The sequence below is a fragment of the Streptomyces sp. WMMC940 genome, from assembly GCF_027460265.1.
In the GTDB taxonomy this organism is placed as follows: Bacteria; Actinomycetota; Actinomycetes; order Streptomycetales; family Streptomycetaceae; genus Streptomyces.
This window is the reverse complement of the sequence record NZ_JAPZBC010000001.1, coordinates 2610261-2637054: the sequence shown is the minus strand read 5'-3', so window position 1 is coordinate 2637054 and position 26794 is coordinate 2610261. Positions and strand designations below refer to the sequence as shown.

Sequence of the window (26794 nt, the reverse complement as noted above, 5' to 3'; positions counted from 1 at the left end):
TGCCGCAGCGAGCAAGGAGTGAGGGCCGTTGGCCACCGTCTACCAGAGATGCAAGAGCGACAAGCGGAGTGTCCACTACCCCTGCACCCTCCCACGGTGCGGGCACGCATGGACGGTCCGCTACCGCGAACCCGGCGGAGCGGAACGCCAGCCGAGCTTCGAGAAGAAGCCCCAGGCTGACGCTTTCGCAGCGAAGCTGGAGCACGACAAGTACGAGGGCCTCTACCTCGACCCCAAACGCGGCGAACTCACCCTCGACGCATACTGCACCGAGTGGCTCGAGCGCCAGGTCATCAACGACGCCACGTACCGCAACTACGAGAGCTTCATCCGGAACCACCTCGCCCCCCACCTCGGCAGCAAGACGATCGCCGGTGTACAGCGCAAGGACATCGAGGCTTTCGTCGCAGCTGTGAGTAAGAAACTCGCCGCCAGCACCGTCTGCGACCGGATGAAACTGGTCACGCACATCTTCCAGACCGCGGTCGAGGAGCGGCGACGGACAGACGACCCCACCGACGGGGTCAAACTCCCCCGACGCGCGACCAACGCGGTTGACGAGGATGAGATCCCGACCTTGCACGAGGTCGATCTCATCGCCAAGCAGATCTCCCCTCAATACCGGCTGACCGTGTACCTGCAGGCAGGGGCGGGACTGCGTATCAGCGAGACCCTTGCCTTTACCACCGATTGCCGCCGCTCCGACTTCCTTCGCGTACGCCGCCAAGTCAGCTGCAAGGCGCACCGCGGCGACTGTCAGACCCGGTTCGTCCCGCTCAAACACCGGGCCGAGGGGGAGTACAGGGACGTCCCCCTCCCTCCGTTCCTCGCTGAGGAGATCGATGCCCATCTACGGGAGTGGGGCACGGTCACGTCCTCCGGCTTGGAGGTCCTGTTCGCACCACGGGAGCGGGCCAAGGGCACCATGCCCACCGCGACGACGTACACCTACCACTTCAAAAAGGCCCTGAAGGACGCAGGCATCGTCAACCAGGACGGGAGTGCGAAGTACACACCGCACGGCCTGCGCCACTTCTTCGCCTCCACCGCCCTCGCCGCCGGCATCCCCATCCACGAAGTCTCCCGCTGGCTGGGCCACAGATCGATCAAGACCACGGTCGACGTCTACGGGCACCTCGTCCCCGCTTCCTGGGACCGCTGCCGGACCATCATGCAGACCGCCCTACGCCCCGAGGCGCCAAGTCGGCAACTGCACGAGAGACCTGGCAGACTCGTTCAAACGGGCGGGCTGATGGCGGGGAGCAGTATGAACCTGGCGGGCGTCACATGATCTGCGTGGCGATGCATTCCATGTGTGCGGGGTGCTGAAGGAGGCCACGGCCGACCACATCCAGCGGCCCGTGTCTCTCCACACTTGAGCTCGGTCACACAGGTCAGCCGCCTTGATACCCCCAACGCGAGGCCGAGGACCGTCGGCGTATCACGCCGCAATGAAAACCAGTCGGAGACAGACTGGCTGTGAGCTGCCCCGAGTTTCGTAGAGTCCGGTGATCTTGTTTCAGGCGGACTGCGGGGTTTGCTCCCGGCTCTGCCAGAAGGCTTCCTCGTACTCGGCGGGCTGTACGTAGTCGAGCGCGGAGTGCAGGCGTTCTTCGTTGTACCACGTGACCCACCGGAAGATGGCCCGCTCGACCTGGTCGGCGTCCTTCCAGGGGCCCTGCATCTCGATCAGCTCGGCCTTGAATGTGCCGTTCAGGGCCTCGGCCATCGCGTTGTCATAGCTGTCCGCGACGGATCCGACCGACGCCGAGGCGCCGATGTCGGCGAGCCGGTCGGTGTACCGAATTGATACGTATTGCGACCCGCGGTCGCTGTGGTGAATGAGGCCGGAGTCCTTCTTGATCCTCCGTCTCCACAGGGCCATCTCCAGTGCGTCCAGTGGGAGTTCGGTCCGCATGTGGTTCGCGACCTGCCAGCCGACGATCATCCGCGAGTACACGTCCAGGACGAACGCCACGTACGCCCAGCCCGACCAGGTGCGGACATACGTCATGTCCGCGACCCACAACTGGTCCGGGCGCGAGGCGGTGAAATCGCGGTCGACCAGGTCCGGCGGGCGGGGCGCCGACGGCTCGGGCACCGTGGTGCGGCGCCGCTGACCGCGGATGACGCCCTCGATGCCCAGCTCACGCATCAGCCGCTCGATGGTGCACCGGGCCACGTCGATGCCCTTGCGCCGCAGGGCGCGGGTGATCCGCCGGGCCCCATAAGTGGCCCCGGACTCCGCGTGGATCTCCTCGATCAGCGGCATGAGCTGCTCGTCGCGGAGCCGGCGGGCCGACTTCGGACGCTTCTTGCGGGCGAAGTACGTCGACGGCGACAGGTCCAGCACCCGGCAGACGGGATCGACCCCGAGGCCACGTTCGCGCAGGTGGTCGATCACTTGCTCGGCCTCGTCCGGGGACGGTCGATCTCCTGGGCAAAAAACACGCTGGCGGCTTTCAGGATCTCGTTCGCCCGCTTCAACTCCGCGTTCTCTTTGCGGAGTTGCTTCAGCTCGTCGCGTTCGGCGGTGGTCAGCCGGTCGTCGCGTTCGCCGGTGTCAGCCTCGGCCTGGCGCACCCACTGCCGCAGGGCTTCTTTGTGGATGCCGAGGTCCCGGGCGACATGCGCGACCGGGCGGCCGGTGGTGCGGACCTCTCGGACGGCCCGCTCGCGGAGCTCGTCCGGATACTTACGTGGTGCTGGCACAGCTCGTGGTTCTCCTTCTGGCCAGGATCATAAGCCTGGCTTCAGGGACTCCACGAAACGGGGTGCAGCTCACTGTGCCTGCTCTTGGAAGTACTGGTTACCGGGGTGGCTGTAGGTGACGGCATCGCCGTAGGGGTCCCGAAGCCGGCGCGAGTACGCCAGCCGCTCGGTGATGGGGATTCTTGAAAACGGCTGTGGCGGATATTTCGTGATGATCACGGTGTCGTCCGACAGAGGGTTGGCGGCCGCATAGGGTCAGCGGCATGGCTGACAGGTTCGATGTAGCTGAGGCGCTGGCTGGTGGGTGCCCGACGCAGGCGGATGCGTGGGCGTTCGTGCGGGGGTTTTCTGCTGCCTGGTCCGCTCCGTTGTTGCCGACCGATGGGTTCTCATCGACTGATGTGCAGCGGGCTGAGGACCGCCTCGGCCTCCGCCTCCCACCCGCGCTCAAGGAGGCGTATGCGTTGTTCGGTCGACGGCGTGACCTGGTCGCCCAGCAGAATCCGTTGCTGGAGCCTGATGAGCTGCTGCTCGACCCTTCCGGCGAACTGCTGGTGTTCCGCAGCGAGAACCAGGGCTGCGCCGGGTGGGGTGTGGCCCTGTCCGACCTTTCCCGTGAGGACCCGCCGGTCGCCCTGTTCGCTGATCGCCTGCCCGCGTCCAGCCGACTCCACTTCCTGGACCGCCTGTCGCTGGCCTGCGTGGAGACCGTCCTGAGCGAAGCCGCCATGGCCAGCTGGACCGAGAGCCGTACCTGTCAGGCAACGCCCGAGGTGGTCGCCTGCCTGGAGGAGAGGTTCGCCCCGGTTGCGTTGCCTCCGTATCCGGCGTGGTTCGAGCCAATGGGGCCGCTCGTTCGTTGGTTCTCTGCCTCTGGTCTGCTGCTCTGCCTGGAGCCCGGCTTGGAGGGGATGGATCTGGTCGTGACCGGCAGGACAATGGCTGATGTCCAACGTGCAGTTGAGGCCATTCCCGGAGCCTGGCCGCCCGCCGTGCCGGCGGGCACCGAGCCGGTCGACGATCGCGAGTGGGTCCTGCCGTTCTGACGCTCACGGCGGCTGAGCGAGGACCAGCGTCCGCAGGAGAGCGAACGACGCCCGCCCGTACGACCGGCGCTTGATCAGCTTGATGCGTGTGACCTGGCCTTCGACGGCGCCGGAGCTCCACGGCAGGGTGAGGCCGTTGACGACGGCGTCCCAGTCGTTCTGGAGGAACGAGGCGAAGCCCTGCACCGGCGGTGGCCCTTGGTCGAGGGCACGCGTCATCCAGTGGGTGAGGTCCTGACCTCGGGGTTCGCGGGCGATGGTGCTGAATTCGTGGGCGAGGTCGCGGGCGGTGGCCAGGTCGGGACAGGCGTCCAGGATGCGGTTGAGCTGGTCACGCTGGCTGTCGGTCAGGGTGTCGGGGTGCCGCATGATCCAGGTGGTGATACGGCGGGGGCTGGGGATCGGCCGCGGAGGTTCGGGGGCGGCGGTGCCGGCGCGGAGGGTCGCTATGTACTTGGTGACAACGACGCGGCTGCCGCGGTAGCCGCGTTCGCGGATCTCTCGGAAGAGGGCCGCGGCGTTGGTCGCGCCGCCGCGGAAGCGGTGTTGCAGGTAGGGCTTGAACCGGTTGATGTGGCCGTTGGGCCGGCGTTCGCGGGCGGAGGCGAGGATCTGGTCGAGGTCGGTGGTCAGGTAGTGGCGCACGGTCTTGCGGTCTCGCCCCAGGCGGCGGGCGATGGCACTGATGGTCCAGCCGCGTTCGCGCAGCTGGTGGATGTCGGTGTGCCATTGGCGGACGCGGGCCAGGAGCTGGCTGTCAGGTGGGTCGTTCGGCTCCGGCGGTGCGATCAGCGAGGCCAGGGCCGCGGGGTCCGACCGTTCTTCGGGGTGGTCCGGGTCACCGGTCTCGGCGTCTTTACGCAGGCAGGCGCGGTGCTGGTGGGCGGTTCGTTCGACCGCGCGGGCGAGCGAGTGCAGCAGATGCCACCTGTCCGCGACCTGGATCGCGTCGGGTGCCGCGCGGGCGGCGGCCTGGCTGAAGGTGCTGCACCGATCCCGGCAGATGACCTCGATCTCGGGGTGGTCGGCGAGCCAGGCGGCCACGGTGCCCGCGGTCCGGTCGGGCAGGAGGTCGATGGGCCGTCGTGTTTCGACGTCGATGAGGACGGTGCCGTAGGTGGCACCCTTCCGGAACGCAAACTCGTCGATCCCCAGCACCGTGACCTGGGTGGATGGCGGGTCTGGGAGGCGCCGGAGCTCCCGCAGGATCACGTCCCGGCTCGTCCGCACCGGTAGGTAACCGGCAAGCCGAGCGCCTGCCCGGCCGCCGACGGCCAGCCCGATCGCCTGCACCATCCGGGCGAGCGCCGTGGTTCGGCGCCGGTACCGCGTGGTCAGGCTCGGGACCTGTTCGGCCGTGGTCCGGCGGGAGCACAGGCCGTTGTCGCAGAAGAACCGGCGGATCCGCAGCCGCAGTAACACCCGCCGCCCGCCCAGCGGGCGGTCGGCCAGGCGCCGCACATACGTACTGTGCACGCGTGACACGGTCACGCCGCACGAGGGGCACATCACCGTCTTCTGTTGAGAACGCAGGTCGATCCACACCGCGTCCCCAACGACGCCCACCGCGTCGATGACCAGCCCCTCGACGTCGGGCCACACCAGATCCCAGAAATGTTCGTCCCCCACGAACACCATGCTGGTGAACGGACATTGCCGGTCATGACGGATGTTTAGAACTGACCGTCACGAAATATCCGCCACAGCCAGATTCAGATAGCCCAATCATCCGCGGTCCAGCAACCTGAGGGCGCGGGAAGCGGCTGTGGGGGAGGTCATTGCCGACTGGTTCGGGCTCCCCCCATGACTCCCGCGAGCATTGCGGGTGCGGACTCGTTCTTCGCCTGGCTTCCCTCGGTCAAGTGAGACGGACTCAGGGCGATGTGCGCGGCACGCGGCGTCTCTCTCGCATCAGACCGCAGCCGTCCGGACATCACCCGGCGGATCGTCGTGTGCAACCAGAAAGGCGGCGTGGGTAGACAACCGTCATGGCTGGCACGGGCCAAGACCTCGGGGAAGACCCCGGCACGCTGTACCTGGTGTGTCCTCCAGCAGCTGGTGGCGTCCGACGCGGACGCCGCGCCGGACGTGGAGAACCCCTATAGCCGTCGGCGTGACGGCGAAAGATGGGGTCTGTCTGTCGTGCAGGCCGAGGACAGCTCCGCCGACGCCTGTGATCTGATTACCGATCAGACGAGGATCTGTGTGGCGGTCCCTCCTTGAACATCGACGATCTCGGCATGATCCATTACGACCTTCGCCGGGGCGTCATTGTGACTTCGCTACTCCAGGGCTGGAGGGATGTGAAGGATCCCAGGGTTGTTGAGATCACCAGTGATCTTACGGAACGGAAGGAAGCGATACGCATGAAGCGGCGCCTACTCCTTTATGCCCCCAAGCGCCAGCATGCGGTGGGTATGCGCACACTGGCCAAGGAAAGCTCATGAGCAGGGCCGAACAACAGGACTCCGGTGGTTTCGGCGGTGCCGCCCACCGGGCGAGTTCACGTCGGGAAGTAGTCGCCGCGGCAACCGGGGCGCCCACCGACGGCGTGGCGCCCCCGACAGAACTGCCGACCGACCGCGTCAGCCTCAACCCGGACAATCCCCGCTCGTCCCTGGGCGACCTCGCCCAGCTCGCCGGCAGTCTCAAGGAGCACGGGCAGAAGCAGGCGATCACGGTGATGAGCAGGGATGCCTATGTAAAGGCCAACCCCCGGCGGGAAGCGGAGCTCGACGAGAATGCGACCCATGTCGTCATTGACGGCAGCAGCCGCCTGGCCGCGGCCCGGGAGACGGGCATGGCCACCGTGAAGGTTCTGGTCGACGACGCCCAGGGACACGACGAGGAGGCCCTGCTGGAGTCGGCGCTCGTCGCCAACATCCATCGCCGGGACCTCGACCCGCTCGACGAAGCCCGGGCACTGCACAGACTGAAGGCCGTACACGGCACCCAGGAGGCCCTCGCTAAGCGCTTGCACCGTTCCCAGGGCTGGGTCTCCCAGCGCCTGGCGCTGCTCAATCTCACCCCGCGACTCCAGGAGCGTATCGGGCGGGAGCCTATCGACCTGCTGCGCGCGGTGGGCAAGAAGCCGGTCGAGGAGCAGGAGCGCGCTCTTGAGCGGCTGAAGCAGCAGAGGGCGGAGAAGGACGCCGCACGGCAGGCGGCCAGGGCAACCCGACCCGCCACACCCAGCCCGGCATCCGCTTCGGAACACCCCCAGGTCCAGGCTGTTCATTACGACGCAATGAACACGACGAAGGGAGAGTCAACGGCACCGGGAGAGGTTCGGCATTACGGCGTAATGAGCCGTGCGGGGGAGGCCCGTCATTACACCGTAATCAATCAGGAGGCTGAGGCTGAACATCACGGCGTAATGAGCTCCGAAGCCGCGGCCGGTTATTACGGCGTAAGGGAGGGATCGACGCGAGGTGAAGGTCATTACGGCGTAATGGAGCCGCCGGGATCCGAACCGCCGGCCCAGCCCGTACTGGAGCCGCATACCGGCGGCGACCTCCCTGCCTGGAACCAGCCCGTCCCCCGGCGCCAGGTCAAGATGCCGTGGGATGACGGGGTCGCGTGCGCGGAGATCGCCATCCAGAAGATGTCCCGGGAGCAGAGGGCTCGGATGGTCCAGCGGTTGCTGCAGCAACAGCGGGCGGAAGAAGCGCAGTAGTCGGACCGAAACGGACCACCCACAGAACCAGGGGCGTTGCCCGACAGCAGTTGTCTGTCAGGCAACGCCCCCTTTCGTTTGCGTCCGCGTCTAGAAAGGCCGTGGCTGAGCAGACCTGAGTGCCCTACGGCTTGCCGGGCCGCACTGGATGGGCTGTAACGAGGCGAGGGCGAGCGAGCTATGCAACAGGGCTTCGCTTATCTGTTGTTGGCGCTCGACGATCTCGCGCTGCTCGGCGTGTGGTTACCGTGAGGGGTGGGACTGCTGCTGCGGTGTCGGTCGGCGCCGATAGGCAGGTGGCGGCAGCTATCGCTGGGGAGGGAGCGGGAGTTGGTACGGGGTACACCGGGTGCGAAGCGGAAGCACTGCGTGAGCGTGCGCCTGAACGAGGAGGAGCTGGAGCGCTGGCAGAAGGCGCGCGGCGGCACGGAGAGGAAGGAACTGGGCGCCTGGGTGAGGGCGGTCGTAGAAGAGGCCCTGCAGGGCCACCCCGGCGTTCCAGGAGACGTGCCGAAGATGCCGGAGGTGAACGAGGCGGCCTACCTCCAACTGGTCCAAGCGACGTCGGACCTGCGCGAGTTGGTGACCGCCCTCCGTGAGCGAGGCGAGCTTCCACCGCACATCGACGAGGTGATCTCCCGCCTGGGAGAGGCGGCGCTGTCGACGCGTGGCCTATCCACACCCGTTCCCGGCGTTGGGACGGCCCGGTGATCGCCAAGATCACCAAGGGTCGCCGCGCGGCTCGTGCCCTGCGTTACGACTTCGGTCCGGGGCCGCCATGAGGAGCACGAGAACCCCCGCCTGGTGGCGGGGAACGTGCCTGGCACGTTGGATCAGTTGGTGCAGCTCATCGACACACACACGGCGCGGCGGGCGGACGTGGCCCGTCCAATCTGGCGTTGCGCGCTGCGGACGGCTCCGGAGGACCGGATTCTGTCGGATTCGGACTGGGGCAGGATCGCTGAGCGCTATGTGCGGCGTATGGGTTACGGGGACTGTCCGTGGGTGGCGGTCCGGCACGGTGAGGAGCACATTCATCTCACCGTGAGTCGGGTGGATTGGCGTGGCTGGCTGGTGCGGGACGCGTTCGACTATCACCGTTCGTGGCCGATCGTCCGGGAGATTGAGCGGATCTACAAGCTGGTGGACGCGGAGGAGCGGAGTGACCGGGTGGCGCCGCAGGTGACGCGGCCTGAGCGGGAGGCGAGCCTGCGTCGTGGTGCGCCGCTGCCGGAGCGTGAGGAGTTGCGGGCGCGGGTGCGTGGGGCGCGGGAGGCGTCGCGTGGGCGGGGCAGGGAGGCGTTCGAGCGGGCGTTGGACGCGGCGGGTGTGTTGTGGCGGGTGCGTCTGACGGCGACGGGTGTGATGGGCGGCTATTCCTTCACGATCCCGGAGTGGCGGGACCGTGAGGGGGCTCGGATCTGGATTCCGGCGTCGAAGGTGGCGAAGGATCTGAGCTGGCCGCAGTTGCGTACGGCGGTGGCTGTACAGGGCCCCGAATCGCACGCGGACCTGGACCCTTCCGCGGCTCCCTGAGACACCCGCACCCCCGATGTCAGTGCCGTAAGCGAGACTGCCGCAGGGGGTTCCCGTGCTGCTGGCGCGGGTTGCCCTCTTGTGGATGGCTCTGCACGACGACGAAGGGATGCTGCTGTGACCAGCCGGCACCGCACCGACTTCGGTCCTGTTCAGCTTGCGCGTTGGCTCGGTATGGAGGAGCGGCAGCTGAGGCGGGCGTTGAAGCGTGGTCTGATCCCGGCGCCGGACATTGAGGACCGCCGTTGGTCGGCGGAGCTGGCCCGCACGTTGCCGGACCGTGTGCCGGAGATTCTGGCGGCGCTGGACAGTGACGGCGACGCGTCCCCCGCGACCGAGGACCAGGCGGCACCCAAGCGTACGCGTTCGGGAAGTCGCGAAGGCCTGGGCCCAGTTCAGCTGGCCCGTTATCTCGGTCTGAAGAACTGGCAGTTGCAACGAGCCCGCGACCGCGACCTGATCCCTGCTCCGGACACGCCGGAGCACCGCTGGTCGGAGGAGCTGGCCCGGACGTTGCCGGATCGCGTGCCGGAGATCCTGGCGGCGGTGGGTGATCATCCGGGTCTGGGTTCGGAGAAGGCGGCGGAGCGGCTGTGCGAGCGGACGGGTCTGGAGGTGGATCGTTCGGACGTGCAGCTCCTGGCCGACCGCGGTCTGCTGAGTGCGGTGGGTGATTTCCGTGGCTGGCCGCTCTATGCCGTGGAGGACCTGGATGCCCTGCCGCTTACGACGGTCTCGGCGATCGTCGAGGAGCGTTTGGCTTGGTTGGCCGAGAGCGTGAGCAGCTCGGAGGCGGCGGAGCTGCTGGGTTGGTCGGTGGGCTGTTTCGAGGTGACGGCGGAGCGCCGGGGCCTGTCCCCGGGCCGTTTCGACCGCTTCGCCCGCGCTGACGTGCTGGGGTTGTCCTGACGCGCCTGCATCTGTCCTGTCGGTCCAGCGCACCCCCTCACACTCGTCCCGTATCGATCATTCCTCGGCCTGTGCTCCCGCCCTCCGCTCCAGTGGCATGCCGTCGTAGCAACCACGTGCCGCGCTGAGGGCGCGGCCGTCGCCGCACGTCGTCTTCTTCGTCGGGTCATTGAGCGGCTCTGTCACGCAGAGGCCGGGACTGGCGCCCGCCCGGGCGGTCCCACCCGGCACTGGAGCCTGGCAGACGCCTGGGGGGCCGCAAGGGAAAGCGCCTTGCGGCCCCCCTTCAGGCGTCTGCCGGTCGGCTCGTGCCGGGCGGGACCGCCCCCCGGCCGGGCGCGATTCAGTTCGGGCCCGCTGACCTGACGTGATCGAGCCGCTGTGCCGGTCGATCGCGTCTGATGCGAAGGGGTAAGACGTGGCTGGCCGAGCCAGACCATTGAGCATCCCGGGAGCGTGGCGCTTCGACGCCGATGTCTTCCAGGATGAGCGAGGCAGTTTCCACGAGTGGTTCAGCGGTTCGCTGCTGCTGGGCACGACCGGGGCGGACATGGCCCCGAAGCAGGCGAACTGTTCCGTCTCCCGCCAGGGCGCGCTGCGCGGTATCAGCGTCACGCCCGGTCATTCGAAGGTCGTCACCTGTACGAGGGGCGCCGTTCTGGATGTCGTGGTCGATCTCCGTGTGGGTTCTCCGACCTTCGGGCGGGTGCACATGGAGCGTCTCGACGAGGACACGCCGGCGTGGGTCTACATCTCCGAGGGCCTGGGGCACTGCTTCCTGTCCCTCGTCGACGGCTCGACGCTGTTCTACCTGCTCTCCGGTGCCCATGATCCGGCTGCCGAGCGGCGGATCAACCCCCTCGACCCCGAGATCGGCATCGGCTGGCCGGCCGGCGTGGAGCCGACGCTGTCCCCGAAGGACGAGGCGGCGCCCGGGCTGACGGAGGCCCTGCGGGCCCGCCTGCTTCCCGCCTACGCCGGCTGACCGGTTCCTACGTCCGGTTCGCGGCGCCGTTGTGGCGCCGAACCGCGGTTTCCACCCCGGCTGACGTGCGCGTCTGCGTCGTGCCTCGCCGGGGCGTCTGGTCATTTCCCTCTCAGATCGGAGTGGTTGACGCTCATGAAGAACGTACTGGTCACTGGTGGAGCGGGCTTCATCGGTTCACACTTCGTCAAGCGCCTTCTGCGGGCGGACGACATCGCCAAGGTCACGGTGCTCGACGCCCTCACGTACGCGGGGACCGTGTCGAACCTGGGCGAGGCGTTTCTCTCCCCGAAGCTGCAGTTCGTGCACGGCAACATCCTGGACACCGCGCTGGTGGACGTGCTCGTGGCTGAGCACGACGCCGTCGTGCACTTCGCGGCGGAGTCGCACGTCGACCGGTCCCTCGTCGACGCGGAGAGCTTCGTGACGACGAACGTGATGGGCACCCAGCGGCTGCTGGAGGCGGCCAAGCGTCACGGTGTGGAGAAGTTCGTCCACGTCTCGACGGACGAGGTCTACGGGCCTTTGGTGTCGGGTTCGGCGACGGAGTCGGACCCGCTGCGGCCGACGGTTCCGTACGCCGCGTCCAAGGCGTCCAGCGACCTCATGGCGCTCTCGTACTTCGAGACCTACGACGTGCCCGTCTGCGTCACGCGGTCCTCGAACAACTACGGGCCCTGCCAGTACCCGGAGAAGATCATCCCGCTGTTCGTGACGAAGCTGCTGCGGGGTGAGCAGGTCACCCTGCACGGGCGTGGACAGCACGTGCGCAACTGGCTCCACGCCGAGGACAACGGCCAGGGCATCGAGCTGGTGCTGCGGGGCGGGGTTCCAGGGGAGATCTACAACATCGGCGGTGGCACGGACCTGACGAGCAAGGAGCTCACGGGGATCATCCTGCGGCTGTGCGGGGCCGACTGGGACTCGGTGACGTACATCCCCGACCGTCAGTCCAACGACATCCGCTATGCGATGGACTGGTCGAAGATCGCTGACGGTCTCGGTTACCGTCCGGTGCGCGACCTGGAGGACGGGCTGGCGGAGACCGTCGAGTGGTACCGGCGGAACCCGGGGCACTGGGCGCCGCTGCTGCGTCACCGCGTGGGCGTGCCGACCGGGACCAAGGCCGCTCTCGTGACGGGGGCGTGAGGCCAGGATGAGCGACGTCTCCCGTGCTGTTCCGCAGCGTGTGCTGGTCACCGGGGTCGGTGGCGCGCCCGGGTTCGATCTGGCCAGGAGCCTGATGAGGCTGGGCCGTGAGGTCATCGCGGCGGACGCCGACGCGCTGGCGTCCGGGCTTCGGCTGGAGGGTGTCACCGCGCGCACGATGGCCCCGGCGGGGCACCCTGATTATGTCTCGGGGCTGCTGGCTCTGTGCCGCGAGGTCAGGCCCGACGCGCTCCTTTCCACCGTCGAGCAGGAGCTTCCGCAACTCATCGCCCAGCGAGCGGCGTTGGAGGAGCTGGGGGTGGCCACGTGGCTGCCTGAGGCGGGCGCTGTGCAGGCCTGCGTCGACAAGGCGGAGTTCCACCGGGTTCTCACCCGGTGGGGCATCCCCACTCCTCGTACCTTCTCGCCGGACGAGCTCGACGCCGTCCCCGACGGCATGGCGCTGGTGGTCAAGCCGCGGTGTGGTCAGGGTGCGCAGAACGTGCATTTCTGTTTCACCGGGGAGCAGGCGCAGGTGCTGTGCGAGCTGGTGCCGAAGCCCATCGTCCAGGAGAGGGTCGAGGGCCGGGAGTTCACCGCGGACTGTCTGGTGGACCGCGACGGCAGGGCGTCGGTGGTGCTGCGGGACAGGCTGTTGGTCAAGGGCGGTCTGGCGGTCGTCTCGCGGACCTTCCGTGACCGGGCCGTGGCCGAGCAGGTCGAACGGACGCTGGCCGCGGTGGGTGCGGTCGGCGCGTGCTGCGTCCAGGGGTTCGTCTCCGAGGACGGCGCGATCGCGATGACGGAGATCAACGCCCGTGTGGGAGGCGGCTTTCCGCTTGCGGAGGCGGCTGGGGCGGATCTCGTCGGTCAGACGCTCAACGGTCTGGCCGGGCTGCCGGTCGACCATGACCGGCTGTGGTACGAGCCGGGGGTCCATCTGACCAAGTACACGGAAACGCTGGCTGTCTGGTGAAGGGGGCAATGATGACTTCTCCTGCTGAAGAGGCCGGGCGGAACGCGCGGCCGGTGCTGGGCGAGCCCGAGATCGAGGCTGTCGCGCGGGTGCTGCACGGTGGTCAGCTCGGGCATGGGCCGGAGACCGAGGCGTTCGAGGCGGAGCTGTCCCGGTTTCTCGGGGTGCCCGACGTGGTGGCGGTCGGTTCGGGGACGGTGGCGCTGCACATCGCTCTGCTGGCCGCCGGGGTCGGTCCGGGGGATGAGGTGCTGGTTCCGTCGTTGACGTTCTGCGCGAGCGTCCAGGCGATCCTGGCGGTGGGTGCTCGTCCTCGTTTCGTCGAGGTGAGCCCGCGCACGTTGTGCGTCGAGGCGGACAGCGTCCTGGCGGCGGTCACGCCTGCGACGCGCGCTGTGATGGCGGTGCTGTACGGCGGCCGGGCGGTCGATCTGTCCGGGGCCCAGGATGTTCTCGACGCTCTGGGCATCACCGTCATCGAGGATGCCGCGCACGCCTTCGGTTCCTACAGCGGAGCCGAGCGGGTCGGGGCCACGGGGGCGCTGACGTGCTTCAGCTTTGACCCGATCAAGAACCTCACCTGCGGTGACGGTGGGGCGATCGTGCCGCGGGACGACCGGGAGGCTCGGGTCGCCCGGAGTCTTCGTGGCCTGGGCATCGTGCAGTCCCCGGCTCAGCGGGCGCGGGTCACGTCCTACTCGGTCGAGGGGTTCGGGATGCGCGCCCATCTGCCGGCGCTCAACGCGGCGGTCGGGCGGGTGCAGTTGGGGCGTTTCGCCGAGGTGGAGTCCAGGCGCAAGCAGCTGTGGCGCTGGTACGAGGGTCGGCTGCGGCGTCTGGAGGGCGTCGCCCTGGTGGATGTGGACGTGGACCGCACGGTGCCGTTCAACTGCGTGGTCCGGGCGCCTGCCCGGGACGAGGTGTTCCGGGCCATGCAGGCTGAGGGGGTCGGGGTGGGGGTGCCGTACCCGCCGAATCATCTCCAGCCGGCGTTCGCCGAGTGGCACAGGAGCCTGCCGGTGACCGAGGCGGTCGGCGGGGAGATCCTCAGCCTTCCGTTCCATCCGGCCATGAGCGATGCGGCCGTGGACCACGCTGTCTCGGCTCTGGAGCAGGCTGTTCGTTTCTGTCGCGAGGAGGTCTCCCGATGACCAGTTCGATGTCCGCACGTGTCGCTGCCGCTGCGGCGCAGGGGCGCCCGGAGGGCGAAGGCTCTCGTCGCATCCTCACTGTCTGCCTCGGCAACTACTGCCGTTCGCCGCTGGCCGCCGAGGTGCTGGCCCGGCTCGCCGGTGCCGCCGTCGAGGTGCAGTCCGCCGGTATCCGGGACAAGTGGGCGGGCAAGCCGGCCCATCCCATGATGATCGCCGCTGCCGCCGAGCGGGGCTTCGACCTGACCGACCACCGCGGTCAGCAGGTCACGCCTGAGCTCATGGAGTGGGCCGATGTGATCCTGGCGATGGACGGCTCCAACCTCCGGGCGCTCCTCGACCTGGCCGACGAGGGTACCGCGCCGAAGCTGGCGCTGTACCTCGGCGACCGGGACGTTCCCGACCCGTTCGGGCACTCGCAGGACGTCTTCGCGGCCTGTGTCGAGGTCATCGCGGGCCATGCCCCGCGCCACCTCACGTAGCATCGGTCCTTCCGGGGCCTGACCCACGGTCCGTGCCGGGGCCGGCTGGTTCCGCCAGTCGGCCCCGGCGGCGGCCGAAGTTCTCACGATGGGATGTCCTGACCCTGTGACCAGCACTGATCCCTTCTCGCGTCTCGTCTGCCCGGACCGGCCGTTCCGGCTGGTCGTGACGGGTGGCGGGACGGGCGGACACACCTATCCCGCCCTCACCGCGATCCGTGAACTGCACGCCCGGCTCGCCGCGCGGGGCGGATCACTGGATGCTCTGTGGGTGGGGACCTCCGATGGGCTGGAGGCCCGTGTGGCCCGGGCCGAGGGCATCGCCTTCCGCGCCGTGCCCACGGGCAGGCTGCGTCGTTCCACGAGCCTTGTGGCGATGGTGAACCGGGACAATCTGCGGGACATGGCCCGCGTGCCCCAGGGCGTCGCGCAGGCCCGTGCGGTTCTTGACGCCTTCCGCGCCGATGTAGTGCTCTCCACCGGCGGCTATGTCGCCGTCCCGGTCGGCCTCGCGGCCAAGCTCACCGGTGCTCCGCTCGTCGTGCACGAGCAGACGGTGCGGCTGGGCCTGGCCAACAGAGTGCTCGCCCGTATCGCCTCCGCTGTCGCGGTGTCCTCCGCGTCCACCCTCCCGCTGCTGAGCGCGGGTGCGGCGGAACGCGCCGTGGTCACGGGTAATCCGGTACGTCCCGCTGTGCTGACCGGCGATGCGGACAAGGCGGTCGCCGGGCTCGGGCTGTCCGGCTTCGACCGGCTGCTGCCCACCGTCTATGTGACTGGCGGCGCGCAGGGCAGCGCCCAGATCAACGGCATGGTGCGGGAGATCCTGCCGTGGCTGCTGGCAAGGGCCAATGTGGTTCATCAGTGCGGGGTCGTCTCGTTGGAGGTGTCGCGGCAGTACGCCGAGTCCCTGCCCGGCGAACTGCGGGACCGCTACTGGGTGTCCGATTTCATCGGCACCGAGCTTCCTGATGTGCTCGCTCTCGCCGACGTCGTGATCTCCCGCAGCGGTGCGGGCACCATCGCGGAACTCACCGCGCTGGGCAAGCCCTCGGTGCTGGTGCCGCTGGCCACGTCGGCCGGTGACGAGCAGGTGCACAACGCGCTTCATCTGCAGCGGGCCGGAGGCGCTGTGGCGCTGGTGGCGGAGCGTGCGACGGCCGGGGAGCTGCGTCGGGAGATCGAACCGCTGCTCGTCCGGCACGAGCGGCGGGTGGAGATGGCCGGGGCGGCCGCGCGTCTGGGCACCCCGGATGCCGCGCGGCGCCTGGTGGATGTGCTGCTGCGGGTCGGTTCGGCGTAGGGCGGGCGCCCGAGGTGCGGCCGTGTGGTCGCGGTGGGCTCGGCCGTGCGGTGAGCTCCTCTTGGGTGGCCGAAGCAGCGTTACCGGCCACTGTGCCCTGGCTCTGTCAGCCTCGCAGACGCGGTCGGGGTGTCAACCGAGCGAAAAGCGTGCTCGGTTGACACTCCGCCCTATTGCGCCCGCGTGACTGCCGCCGCCAGCACACAGCTAGGAGCGAGCCTGTCGCGGCTTTGCTACGTCATCCCTGAGGAGTGCCATGACCTTCCCCGTGAGCTCTGCCGTGGTCGCGTCCGGTGCGAGCGCCGACGACTGGAGCCCGCTGGGCCCGCTCGTGGGCGAGGTGTTCGTCTGCGCGGACGGGCGTCTGGTGCCGGTCGACGAGTGCGGGGCGTACCTCCTGCGCAGCCCGGTGGCGGTGGACGCCTCGGGAGACGAACTGCCGGTCTCCGTGCGGGACATCGACCTCGACGCGCTCCAGCGCTCCTGGTGACCTTCTGAGGGCCGGGGAGAGGGGCCACCGGCTCCCTTCCCCGGCTCTGCTCCCTCCCCGCGCCTCAGGAAGCCCACCGGGGCCCTTCTCGTGGCTGCCGGAGGCCTCTGGCGGGCTTCGCCGTACGGCGGTTGTCTGTAAGCACGAAATCTGGCCCCGCCGTACCAGGTTCATTTGGCTCCGACAGCCGTTCGACCGCCGGGCCGGTGAGGGCTGGCCCACAGGCGCAGCCAGCGAGAAGAGGCCGTCAGGGGCGAGGGTGAGCCGTCGTCCACCGGTTCGAGGGTGGGGCCAGAACTCGTCCGTGCCGGGGGGCCAGCTCATGTGCTTGCAAACACGGCGGTCACCGTTCCCGGCCCTCCGAGGCCGTTCGAGTACGTCCGTCAGCGCCGACCCGTGTCCGGTCGCTTCCGCGTGTGCTCGCCCGTACGGCCGTCTGCCGCGTACCGGCATCCCTGCGGCTGCCGTCGCCGCGCGTGGACGCAGCTCCCGGTGCCGTGCTGCAACCCCGGCGCCCCGCCTCCCGTACGCCCCACCGGCGCTGCCCCGGGCCGCTCTCCCGGCAGGCGTGGCGCGGACCGCGTCGTCTCCGGTGCCGTGCGTCCCCGTGTGCGGCCCGCTGGTGCCCTGGCTCTGTCAGCCTCGCAGACGCGGTCGGGGTGTCAACCGAGCGAAAAGCATGCTCAGTTGACACCCCGCCCTATTGCGCCCGCGTGACTGCCGCCGCCAGCACACCAGCTACAGCGGGCCCCACAAGGGGAGGCCCGCGGAACGGAGTCACCGATGGCGCCGACTGCCACCGCTCAGACCACTACCGCTCAGCCCACCGCCGACCAGGTCGCGCCGTGGGACGCGCACGAGGCCCCGGTCATGACCCTCGACGGACGTGAGCTCACCACCGAAGCCGCCGCCGCCCTCGTGGACGAGGAGCTCGCCTGGAAGGGCGGATGGGGTCACCGCGCCAACCGCACGCGGCTGGCCGACCTCGTGGGGACCGCGGAGCTGCTCTGACCGAGGCACCGGGGTCCGGGCCCTGCGGGGTCCGGACCCCGGCGGCCATCCGCCACCCGCGACGACCACGACCGCCACCCGTGACGACGGCGACCGCCAGTGACGACGGCGGTCGCATTCCCTCGCGAACAGCGGGCTTCCTCCGCGACGGCGGGACCCGGCCGGGGCCTTCCCGGCACTTGAGCCTGGCAGACGCCTGGGGGGCCGCAAGGAAAAGCGCCTTGCGGCCCCCTTCAGGCGTCTGCCGGTCGGCTCGTGCCGGGATGGCCCCGGCCGGGCGGCCCGCCGAAGTGCGGGAGGCGCCCAAGCAGTTCACGAAGGAGCTGGTGTACATGTCCAAGAAGTCGCACCCGGGCGACGGCGGTCACGGTCTCGGCGCGAAGGGCTTCGGCTTCATCGCCGAGGGCCGCGGCCTCCGCGGGGTCCTGGCCGGCCTCGTCCGCGCGGTGAAGGGCTCGCGCACCGCGTGATCGAGCGCGTCGCACGCTTCCGGGACGGGTTCGGCCACACGGCGGTTGATCCGCTGGAGCTGGCCGGCCCCGTCCCGGGGGTCGATCTGAGTGCGGTGGGGCTGCTGCTGGCCCCACCCGTGCTGTCGGGCGAGTTCATGCCCTTCAGCCTGTGGCGCGGAATCGAGCGCCTGGAGCCGGAGCCGGTCGTACCCCGGCCGTGGCCCGGTGGGCTCCGTGCCGCCTTCGAGGAGGCGGTGCGGGAGCTGACCGCCGGGGTCCACACGATCGGGGTGAAGGTCTCCGGTGGTCTCGATTCGCTGGCCACTCTGGTTCACGCCTGCGCCGTCGCCGACGGCCGCCGGGTCGTGGGCTTCGTCATCGACATGACCGACGACTGCGGCGGCAGCTCCGTCGCCGAGGTCCAGCGGCTGGTGCGCGAACTCGCCCTGGACGTGGAGCTGGTGGTGCTCCACCCCGAGCGCGACCGTGCCGAGCCCCACTGGTCGGCGGTCGGTCCCCGGTTCGACGGCATGCCCGAGGTGAACGCGGCGGCCGCCCAGCGGGCCGCGGAACTGGGCGTGGGCGTGATGCTGTCGGGGGACGGCTCCGACGAGCTGCTGGGCGTTCCCCGCTACGCCACCGCGGCCGTCGTCCGGCGGCACGGGCTGCGGGCCGGTGCGCGCTACCTCAGGGACGCGGCCAAGGGTGGTCCCGGTCTGTTCGGGGAGGCCGCGGCCGCTGTCGCGGGGCTGTTTCCCCGGCGCGCGCGGGCGCAGGCGTACTGGGCGGTGAACTGGCCGGAATGGACCTGGCCGACCGCGACGGCCGTGCTGGCGGAGCCGTACCGGGCGCGGGCGACCGAGTGGGCCCGTTCCTGGGTGCGGGAGCAGGTGGCGGGACACGCGGTCGGCCGCCGTACGTGGGCGGAGGCCGACGCGTTCGACGCGCTGTTCCCGTACACGCCGTTCCCGCCCTCGGGTGAGGTGCCGGAGGAGTCGCCGTTCCTGCACCCGGTCTTCCTGCCGGCGGCGCTCGCTCTCCCGCTCGCCGACCGCTACCGGGCGGAACTGCCGTCCGCCTACTGGCGGTACAAGGCGCAGGTGCTCGGCCTGATGCCCGGGGCGCGGGCGAAGCTGCCGCGGAGCAAGCAGTACTTCCGCGGCGCGCTGGCCCGCCAGGCCGCCACCCTCGATGTCGGCCGACGGCTGAGGGTGACGGACCTCGGACTGGTCGACGCCGACCGTCTCGCGCGGGAGGAGGACACCGGAGTGCTGCTCTACGTGGCGGCAATCGAGCGGTGGCTGGTGGGAGCGGAACGCAGGGGCGCCGTGATCGGCTGAGCGGCGCGTGGCGGAGCACCGGCGCGGGCGAGGCGGACGACCTCGTCCGCGCCGGGCCAGTACGTGACGAGGAGAATCGACTTTCCACGAAGGGAGTACGCGATGGCTGCGCAGCCGGACTTGGTGATGCGCGTGTACGCCGCCACGGACGAGGAGGCCGTGCGGGAACTCATCGACGCCGACCGTCTGCCGGGTCAGCCCGGTGTGTCCGGGACGATGCTGGCCGAGGCGCTGGCGGGGCGCTCCCCGGTCGACGCCGGCTGGTGGGAGCGGCTGGAACCGCCGCGCACCTGGGTGGCGGCCGACCGCAGGGGTGTCGTCGTGGGCGTGGTCTCGTACGCGCTCAATCCCGGCGACGAGACGGGATACATCCTGTGGCTGCACTGCCGGGAGGACCGGGCGGTAGCCGACGCGCTCGTGGCCCACGCGCTGGGCGGTCTGAGCGCGAGGTCCTGGCAGGCCTTCCAGTTCGCCTCCGCGCTGACGCGAGGGCTGGAGGGGCTCCCGGTGGGGCACCGCCCGGCCACCCGGGCCGCCCTGGAGGCCGCCGGGTTTACGGGGGCGGACCTGTGGCGCTACATGCGAGCCCCGCTTCCCGGACGGGAGGCGGGCCGGGCACCCCGTGTGCGGGTGCGCAGGAAGCGCGGCGGCCTGCGGGTCCTGCGCGTGTACGCGGGTGTGCGGGTGATCGCCGAGGCGGAGGTGGGGGAGCCGGTGGCGGGGGTCGGCGTGGTGTGGTGGCTGCACGTTGATCCGGGCAGCCGCCGGAGCGGGCTGGGGCGCGGGCTCCTGGGGTCGGCGCTGGCCCTGCTCGGTGACCTCGGCGCGACCGAGGCCATCCTGTACGTCGACGACGATGCGCCGCCGGGTGACGAGCGGGACCGTACGGCCGCCAACGCACTGTACGACTCGGTGGGGTTCGTCGAGGTCGACCGGCTGCACTCGTTCACGCGGCCGCCGCACGCGTGAGCTGGCGAGACAGCTTCTTCGGCGTTCCTCCTGAGGGGCCGGGAGGGTCGCCGCCGACGGTGCGGGGGCTCTGCGCCCCCTTCCCGGTGCCTGAGCCTGCGCCACGCCGAACCGGGGGGTCAACCGAGCAAAAAACGCGCTCGGTTGACCCCCCGGCCCGACGCGGCGCTTACGGCCGATCACCGGGAAGGGGACCACAGAGCCCCGAGGCCGCAACAGCGACCACCCTCCCGGCCGATCAGGAGGCATGACATGCAGCTGCTGACGTTCGCCAACTTCGAGGCGCGCGGCCACGTGAAGGAGGTCTTCACCAAGAGCGACAAGGTCGTCTCGGTCACCATCGAGGTACCCCACCGCTGGCTGGACGGTGAGATCGTCCGCGAGTCCACCTTCGAGGTCCGCTGCACCACCTTCGACCGGAAGCTGATGGACCAGCTGAAGAGCTCCGTCGGCGAGCGCGACTTCGTCCAGGTGGTCTCCCACCGGCTCCTCCCCGCCACGAAGTCCAACAACGGCGGGTTCTTCCAGGCGGCCCTGGAGATCTCCACGATGGAGATCCTCCGCAAGGCCAAGCCGGTGCCGAAGACCGACGTCCTCGCCGGTCTGGGCATCGAAGGCTGACGGTCCGCGGCGGGGGGCGGCGAGCAGCCGCCCCCCGCCGCACGTGCGGTGTCCGTCGGGAGCCGAGGAGGGACCATGACACGTTCTCGCAGGCGCGCGCCACGTGCGGGCGGCTGGATGCGCATCGAGGCGAACCTTCTGCGCGAGTTCGCCTGGTGGTGAGCAGCAAGCCAGGCGTCCGTCAGTAGCCGGCGGGGAGCGAGGAGGGCTCGTTCTCCGCCGGCTGGGGGTGGGCCTCGGGAGCTTCGGTCCGGGCCGTCTCGTCGGGGTTGGCGTCGCGGCCAGAGTCGTGTTCGGCGTCCTGGTCGGCGTCGTCATCCGCCGAGCGGCTCATGTAGTCGCGTACCTGCGCCGCCGTGAGCCCCAGGGCTTCGGCCGCTTCCTTTCTGCCGCCGAAGACGTCCACTGCCTTGGCCACGGCCTTGGCCACGTCCAGTTCGGCTGCTTCCAGGCGGGCTATGCGCTGGTCGAAGTCGGTGATGACGGCGAGTTGGGCGGCTTGGCGGCGCTTGGCCTCCTCCAGTTCCCGCTTGTGCTGTTCGCGCAGGGCCTGGCGGCGGGCCATGAGGCGTTCGTTGTGTCGTGAGGTCATGCGGCCCATGATCGCCGATCTCGGGCCGGTGTCACAACCGCAACCGCCGTCTCCGCAGCGGTGGTTGAGGCGTTGGCATTTCCGTCTTCGGTGCAACTCCCGCGCCCTGCGCGGAAAAAGGAGAACCGGAGGCTCGAAAAGTTGATCACACCTCTTGCTATTCGTCAGTCCATCGGGTGAACTGTAGTCATGGCAGCATCGGTTATCCCTCTCACCTCACGCGGCGCCAAGTCGCGTGCGAGCGCGAGGTGTTGCCGGTGATCACGCTGCACCCGCTGTCCTCCGGGTCCGGCATCGACTACCTCCTGTCCACCGTCGCCGGTGACGACATGAAGGCCGGTGTGAAGGATCTGGCGGCCCATTGGGCGCACGGCGGTGACACCCCGGGGGAGTGGCTGGGGGCTCAGGCGGAGGCGATGGGGCTCACCGGCCGGGTGAGCCGGGAGGCGGCCGACGCGGTGTTCAAGGACGCCGTCGACCCGATCAGCGGGCAGAAGATGGGGCGGGCTTGGCCGCGGTACACGCCCGCCGATGATCTGTACGCGCAGTATCTGCAGAGCGAGCCGGAGGCGAGCGAGGCGCGTCGTCAGCAGCTCAGGGCGAAGGCGGACCGGGAGGGGAACAGGACCGCCCGGGCCGGTTGGGAGATGGTGTTCTCCCCGGTGAAGAGCTTCTCGATCCTGTGGGCCACCGCCGACAACGAGCAGCGCCGGCGGCTGGAGAAGGTGGAGCGGGAGGCGTTCGAGAAGGTCTTCGACCGTATCGAGAAGGAGGCGTGCTGGACGCGTGTCGGCCCCACCGCCGCCGCCCAGGTCCAGGTGCCCGGGAAGGGCCTCATCGGCGCTTCCTTCACGCACCGCAGCTCGCGCGCGGGTGACCCCGACTTCCACCGGCACCTCGCCGTCAGCGCCAAGGTGCGCACCGAGGACGGGCGGTGGCTGGCGCTGGACGCGCGGCCGTTGCACGCCCTCGCCGTGGAGTTCTCCGAGCAGTACACGGCCGAGGTGGAGCGGGGCATGGCCGCCGAGTTCGGTGTCCTTGCCGAGGCCCGGCAGAACACCGTCCGCCCGTCGCGGCGGCCGGTGCGGGAGTTCCTCGGTGTGGACGCGGAGATGGTGGGTTATTTCTCCCAGCGGCGTCGCAGCACGGAGGGCGCGCTGGCGTCGCTGACGCGTGACTTCATGGCGCGGGAGGGGCGCGAGCCGTCCCGTGCGGAGTCGTACAAGCTCGCCCAGTCGGCGGCTTTGACCGCGCGTCCGGACAAGCGTGCGACGACGGTGGAGCAGGAGCGGCGGGCGTGGCGACGGCGTGCCCGGCAGCAGGGCAAGCGGCGTCCGGACAAGTGGATCCAGCACTCGCGTGAGGCCTCGCGGCAGGCCGTGCTCGACGCGGCCGACGCCGATGTGCGGTTGAGTGATGTGGCGGACCGGGCGCTCGAGGTGCTGGAGTCGCAGCGCGCCCATTGGACGCGTTCCAACGCCGCGGCCGAGGTCTACCGGCAGCTGGTGGCGAGCGGCTGGCATGTGCGGCTGGACGACGCGTCCTTCGATTCCGCGGTGCGGCGGGTGACCGACGCGGTCCTCGATCCGCGCCGGTGCGTGCGCCTGGACGCGCCGGACACGGTGGCGTTGCCGGAGCGGTTCCAGCGGGCCGACGGCACGTCGTTGTTCGAGCCGGTGGTGACCGGGCGGCTGTTCACGTCGCACGCGCTGCTGGCCGCCGAGCAGGAGCTGGTGGAGGGGGCCACGCGCCCCGCCCCGGTGCGGGTGCTGAGTGCGCGGGAGGTCGACGAGGCGCTCGCGGCGGCCGACGCCGAGCGCGGGTTCGCGCCCAGCGAGGAGCAGCGTTGCGTCGTACGGAATCTGCTCGGGTCCGATGTGCGGATCAGCGCTGTCATCGGTCCGGCCGGTACCGGCAAGACGACGATCATGCGGCTGGTGCGGGAGGCGGCGGAGGCGCACGGGCTGCCGGTGCTGGGCCTGGCGGGTGGTCAGGTGCAGGCCGACAACCTGGCCGAGGAGGCCGGTATCCGGGCGGAGAACATCGCCCGCTGGCGGTTCATGAGCGAGCGGCAGGGCGGGCCCCACTGGTCGCTGGCTCCGGGGCAGATCGTCATCGTCGACGAGGCGGGGCAGGCGTCCACTCCGGACCTGCTGGCGCTGTCCCGGCAGGTGGAGAGTGCCGGTGGGCGGCTGCTGCTGGTGGGTGACCCGCGCCAGCTCGGTTCGCCGGGGGTGGGCGGTGCGCTGGAGCTCGTGAAGGCCGACGCCGGGGCTCAGTACCTGACCGAGGTGCGGCGCTTCCGGGACGCGGACAAGACGATCCGCCGGTGGGAGGTCGAGGCCGCCGCCGCCGTGTCCCGGGGTGAGGCGGACGCCTCCTTCGACGCTTACGCGCAGCGCGGGCGCATGGTGCACGGCGGCGCCTCGCACATGATCGACGCCCTGTACGAGGCGTGGCGCAAGGACCGTGACGACGGGCTCAGCGCCATCATGATCGCGTCCAGCAACGGTCTGGTGGCGCAGCTCAACGCCCGCGCCCGGGACGATCTGATCGCGCGCGGCGAGGTCGACACGGCCGTCGAGGCCGCGCTGTCGGACGGCAACCGGGCGGGGGCCGGTGACCGTGTGGTCACCCGGGCGAACGACCGGCGGCTGCGGACGCACGACGGGCGCCAGTGGGTCCGTAACGGCGACACTTGGACGGTCGAGGCCGTCGAGGAGGACGGTGCCGTCACGGCCCGGCACGCAAGGACCGGGCGCCTGATCACGCTCCCCGCCGACTACGTGGGCGCGGGCGCCGAACTCGGTTACGCCATCACCAAGGACCGCGCCCAGGGCGTCACCGTGGACGCGGGACACGCCCTGTTCGACGCCTCGCTGGACCGCAGCGGCGCCTACCCGGCACTGACCCGTGGCCGCTACACCAACCACGCCTATCTCGTCACCTCGCAGGACGCCGACCCGGAGACCGGGGAGCCGGGGGCCGAGCTCACCGCCCGTCAGGTGTGGCAGTCGGTCCTGCGCCGTGACGGCAGCCGGCACTCGGCCACCGTCGTGGCCCGCCGGATGCGCGAAGAGGCCCGCTCGGTGCGGACGCACACCAGCCGCCTCACCTACGTCCTGGACCAGATCGCGGACGACCGGGCGCGCCACGCGGTGGCCGCGGTCCTCGGGCAGGACGCCGCCGAGCAGCTCACGGGCGCTCCCGCGTGGCCCGCGCTGCGCATCCAGCTCGGCCGTCTGGCCGACGCCGGTTTCGACACCGACCGGCTGCTCCGGGCGACGTGGAACGCGCGCGGTTTCCTCGACGAGAACGGCGTCCCGGTCCGTGACATCGCGGCCGTGGTGCATGCCCGTAACGCCCGTGCGGTCGACGAGGACGAGGGCCGGCCGGAGGAGTTCCGGCGCGCGGACGACGCGCCCCGGCCGGCGACCGCGCCCGAGCTCGTCGCGATGCCCCAGGTGCGGGGCGACGACGTCCTGGCCGCGCTCGGTCTGGTGGTTCCCGAGACGGATCCACGCGACGACCGGGAGACCCTGGCGGCCGCGCGGGAGCTGGCCGAGGCGGCACAGTCGCGGGCCGTGGAGCTGGCGGAGTCGGCCGTGCTGGACGCTGAGACCGGTGAGGGCTGGGCGGCGTTCTACGGCCCCGAGCCAGGTGAGGCCGATGCTGCGGCGGCCTGGCGGCATCAGATCACGGCGGCTGCCCTCTACCGCGATCTCGCCCGCCACGAAGGTGCGGAGCCGACCGGGCCCGCGCCCGCGGCGGGCGGCGATGGGGCGCGTCTGCGGGCCCTGTGGCGGGCCGCCCAGGATCTGCCCGACCCGGCCGTGCGCGCCGCCGAACTGGCCGCCGAGGGTCCCGCCTGGCTCGACGTGCTCGGGGTGCGGCCAGCCGCCGACGACCCCGCGCGCCCGCTGTGGGACGACGCCGCTGCCGCCGTGTCCGCCTACCGGGAGCTGTGGGACTTCGGCCACGAGACGGTCGCGCTCGGGGAGCGTCCGGCGGACCCCGTATCGGCCTCCGACTACGACCAGGCCCATACGGCGATCGCGGCATGGCGTACGGGATCCGGCCCCCGTGAGCGGGTGGCCGTACTGGACGAGCAGGCGCTCGGCCGGGCCGACCACGCGGGCCGGAGCGCCGCCGACCGGGCGCGCCGGGTCGGGGACGCGCTGGCCGAACTGCAGCGGGCCGAGCAGGCTCGCGACGCGGCCGAGCAGGTGGCGCGCGATGCCCGCAACCGGGCGGAGGTACTGCGCCAGGTGGCCCAGGAGCCGGAGCAGCTCGCGCGGTTGCGGCAGCTGGTGCGGCGGGCGGACGAGGCCGAGGCGGAGGCCCTGCGGGAAGGGCGGTCGGCCGACGAGGCACGCCAGGTGCTGGTGGCACTGGCACCTCAGGCGCTGGCCGACCGGGAGCGGGAGCGGCGCGGCGGCGAGGCCCGCCGCGAGCTGGCACGCCGGGCCCTGCGGGGTACGGCGGATGGGGAGCCTCAGGCGCGGCAGGCACCGGAGGCGGCCGAGATCGCCGCGTGGTATCTGCGGCCGCACGGACGGCTGTCGGACCGGCAGCTGCGCGACGCGCACCGGCGTGCGCTGGACGCCGCGCGCGCCGCGGACTCCAGCGCCTCCTCGCTTCAGGAACGCGCGGCCGAGCTCAGTTCCGCGGCGGCTCCCGGCGGTCGTATCGAGCGGTCGGTGCGGGCGCTGGCGGATCAGGCGGCGGCGATTCACCGGCTGCGTGCGGCGCAGGAGCGAGGGGAGGAGGCCGTACGCGAGATGGCCGGCAACGCCTCCCGGCGCGAGGAGATCGCGGCTCGGCTCACCGCCACCCGGCTCGGGGTGCCGGTGGTCAGGGGCGGTGAACGGCGTGAGCTGGAAGGGACGTTGGAACAGCTGGGCCGGAGGGCCGCGCAGCTCCAGGCCGAGATCGCGCTGGCCGAGCGGCAGCGTGACGAAGCGGCGATCACTGCCGGTGCCCCTGGCGGTCACCAGCGGACGCTGGACGAGTGGGAGAGGGCCGGGGGCACCCTTCCCGCGGCTCTGGCGGCCGCCCGCGACAGTGCCGTCCGCAGCTCGGCCGCGGCCGAGCGCGATGCGAGGTCCATGCGGGCCCGCTCGCGGGAACTGCGTGACGAGGCCGCCGCTCTGCGCGGGGGGATGAGTGTGCGGGCGGCCCTGCCCGACGAGCGCCGCGCCGCCGAGCGGCAGGAGCGGCAGCGCGCGGCCCGGGGGTACGTGCCGGGGGCCGAGCAGGGCGTCGCGCCGCTGCGGCCGTCCGCTCCCCGTAGGGAGGGGCCGGGACAGGGCCGATGACACGAGGAGCCGGTCTTCGGCTCCTGCGGTGAGGGGGCCGGTGTTCGGCTTCTGCGGTGAGAGGGGGAGGCGCCTA

Annotated in this window: 24 protein-coding genes; 20 read left to right on the top strand and 4 right to left on the bottom strand. The window is 70.6% G+C overall.

All coding sequences use genetic code 11. The features are described from left to right. The first annotated feature begins 28 nt into the window (after positions 1-28). Entirely contained in the window at positions 29-1291 is a 1263-nt protein-coding gene (locus tag O7595_RS11435; protein ID WP_269728616.1) for a tyrosine-type recombinase/integrase, read from the top strand. A gap of 228 nt (positions 1292-1519) precedes the next feature. Here the strand turns inward: O7595_RS11435 and O7595_RS11430 are convergent. After that, positions 1520-2712, bottom strand: a protein-coding gene (locus O7595_RS11430) for an IS3 family transposase (RefSeq protein ID WP_443071595.1) whose coding sequence is annotated in 2 segments (ribosomal slippage) — positions 1520-2448 and positions 2448-2712 — 1194 coding nt in all. Because the reading frame shifts where the segments join, the coding sequence is not laid out codon by codon here. A 69-nt stretch (positions 2713-2781) separates the two neighbouring features. Next, complete coding sequence (locus O7595_RS11425; protein ID WP_269728613.1) at positions 2782-2931, bottom strand: hypothetical protein; 150 nt, start codon at positions 2929-2931, stop codon at positions 2782-2784. A gap of 44 nt (positions 2932-2975) precedes the next feature. Here O7595_RS11425 and O7595_RS11420 point away from each other — a divergent pair, with 44 nt between their 5' ends. Then, a complete protein-coding gene (locus O7595_RS11420) occupies positions 2976-3758 on the top strand; it encodes an SMI1/KNR4 family protein (RefSeq protein ID WP_269728612.1) in 783 nt (260 codons plus the stop codon). A 3-nt stretch (positions 3759-3761) separates the two neighbouring features. Here O7595_RS11420 and O7595_RS11415 read toward each other — a convergent pair whose 3' ends face one another. Then, positions 3762-5387 carry an ISL3 family transposase gene (locus O7595_RS11415; protein WP_269728611.1) on the bottom strand — a complete coding sequence of 542 codons (1626 nt, stop codon included), beginning with the start codon at positions 5385-5387 and terminating at the stop codon, positions 3762-3764. 590 nt (positions 5388-5977) lie between these two features. On the opposite strand from O7595_RS11415, the gene O7595_RS11410 reads away from it, so the two are divergent. From O7595_RS11410 to O7595_RS11330, 17 genes are all read left to right on the top strand, one after another. Continuing rightward, a complete protein-coding gene (locus tag O7595_RS11410; RefSeq protein WP_332328151.1) occupies positions 5978-6205 on the top strand; it encodes a hypothetical protein in 228 nt (75 codons plus the stop codon). Then, positions 6202-7434 carry a ParB/RepB/Spo0J family partition protein gene (locus tag O7595_RS11405; RefSeq protein ID WP_269728610.1) on the top strand — a complete coding sequence of 411 codons (1233 nt, stop codon included), beginning with the start codon at positions 6202-6204 and terminating at the stop codon, positions 7432-7434. Before O7595_RS11410 ends, O7595_RS11405 begins: the two co-directional genes overlap by 4 nt. Before the next feature lie 369 nt (positions 7435-7803). Then, a complete protein-coding gene (locus tag O7595_RS11400; protein ID WP_269728609.1) occupies positions 7804-8145 on the top strand; it encodes a hypothetical protein in 342 nt (113 codons plus the stop codon). Between the two features lie 33 nt (positions 8146-8178). Further along, positions 8179-8970: a relaxase/mobilization nuclease domain-containing protein gene (locus tag O7595_RS11395; protein ID WP_443071594.1), complete on the top strand. Its 792-nt coding sequence runs from the start codon at positions 8179-8181 to the stop codon at positions 8968-8970. 117 nt (positions 8971-9087) lie between these two features. Further along, a complete protein-coding gene (locus tag O7595_RS11390; RefSeq protein WP_269728607.1) occupies positions 9088-9879 on the top strand; it encodes a hypothetical protein in 792 nt (263 codons plus the stop codon). Between the two features lie 418 nt (positions 9880-10297). Beyond that, entirely contained in the window at positions 10298-10864 is a 567-nt protein-coding gene (locus O7595_RS11385) for a dTDP-4-dehydrorhamnose 3,5-epimerase family protein (RefSeq protein WP_269728606.1), read from the top strand. Positions 10865-10999: 135 nt separating this feature from the next. Beyond that, positions 11000-12013 carry a dTDP-glucose 4,6-dehydratase gene (gene rfbB / locus O7595_RS11380; protein ID WP_269728605.1) on the top strand — a complete coding sequence of 338 codons (1014 nt, stop codon included), beginning with the start codon at positions 11000-11002 and terminating at the stop codon, positions 12011-12013. 7 nt (positions 12014-12020) lie between these two features. After that, complete coding sequence (locus tag O7595_RS11375; protein WP_269728604.1) at positions 12021-12989, top strand: ATP-grasp domain-containing protein; 969 nt, start codon at positions 12021-12023, stop codon at positions 12987-12989. A gap of 11 nt (positions 12990-13000) precedes the next feature. Beyond that, positions 13001-14140 (top strand): DegT/DnrJ/EryC1/StrS family aminotransferase, encoded by a 1140-nt coding sequence (locus O7595_RS11370; protein WP_269728603.1) that lies wholly within the window; start codon positions 13001-13003, stop codon positions 14138-14140. Beyond that, a complete protein-coding gene (locus O7595_RS11365) occupies positions 14137-14622 on the top strand; it encodes a low molecular weight protein-tyrosine-phosphatase (protein WP_269728602.1) in 486 nt (161 codons plus the stop codon). Before O7595_RS11370 ends, O7595_RS11365 begins: the two co-directional genes overlap by 4 nt. 106 nt (positions 14623-14728) lie before the next feature. Further along, positions 14729-15925: a UDP-N-acetylglucosamine--N-acetylmuramyl-(pentapeptide) pyrophosphoryl-undecaprenol N-acetylglucosamine transferase gene (locus O7595_RS11360; protein ID WP_269728601.1), complete on the top strand. Its 1197-nt coding sequence runs from the start codon at positions 14729-14731 to the stop codon at positions 15923-15925. Between the two features lie 256 nt (positions 15926-16181). Continuing rightward, the gene (locus tag O7595_RS11355; RefSeq protein WP_269728600.1) at positions 16182-16415 is read left to right on the top strand and encodes a hypothetical protein; all 234 of its coding nucleotides are present in this window, start codon (positions 16182-16184) and stop codon (positions 16413-16415) included. A gap of 783 nt (positions 16416-17198) precedes the next feature. Then, the gene (locus O7595_RS11350) at positions 17199-17426 is read left to right on the top strand and encodes a hypothetical protein (RefSeq protein ID WP_269728599.1); all 228 of its coding nucleotides are present in this window, start codon (positions 17199-17201) and stop codon (positions 17424-17426) included. Between the two features lie 332 nt (positions 17427-17758). Then, positions 17759-17896: a lariocidin/triculamin family lasso peptide core domain gene (locus O7595_RS11345; protein WP_269728598.1), complete on the top strand. Its 138-nt coding sequence runs from the start codon at positions 17759-17761 to the stop codon at positions 17894-17896. Next, positions 17893-19218 carry an asparagine synthase-related protein gene (locus O7595_RS11340; protein ID WP_269728597.1) on the top strand — a complete coding sequence of 442 codons (1326 nt, stop codon included), beginning with the start codon at positions 17893-17895 and terminating at the stop codon, positions 19216-19218. Before O7595_RS11345 ends, O7595_RS11340 begins: the two co-directional genes overlap by 4 nt. A gap of 102 nt (positions 19219-19320) precedes the next feature. Continuing rightward, positions 19321-20187 carry a GNAT family N-acetyltransferase gene (locus tag O7595_RS11335; RefSeq protein WP_269728596.1) on the top strand — a complete coding sequence of 289 codons (867 nt, stop codon included), beginning with the start codon at positions 19321-19323 and terminating at the stop codon, positions 20185-20187. Positions 20188-20439: 252 nt separating this feature from the next. Further along, positions 20440-20808, top strand: coding sequence for a hypothetical protein (locus tag O7595_RS11330; RefSeq protein WP_269728595.1), 369 nt, complete (start codon positions 20440-20442; stop codon positions 20806-20808). A 181-nt stretch (positions 20809-20989) separates the two neighbouring features. Here O7595_RS11330 and O7595_RS11325 read toward each other — a convergent pair whose 3' ends face one another. Further along, positions 20990-21400 carry a hypothetical protein gene (locus tag O7595_RS11325; RefSeq protein ID WP_269728594.1) on the bottom strand — a complete coding sequence of 137 codons (411 nt, stop codon included), beginning with the start codon at positions 21398-21400 and terminating at the stop codon, positions 20990-20992. A gap of 257 nt (positions 21401-21657) precedes the next feature. Here O7595_RS11325 and mobF point away from each other — a divergent pair, with 257 nt between their 5' ends. Beyond that, complete coding sequence (gene mobF, locus O7595_RS11320; protein WP_269728593.1) at positions 21658-26718, top strand: MobF family relaxase; 5061 nt, start codon at positions 21658-21660, stop codon at positions 26716-26718. The last annotated feature ends 76 nt before the right edge of the window (positions 26719-26794 follow it).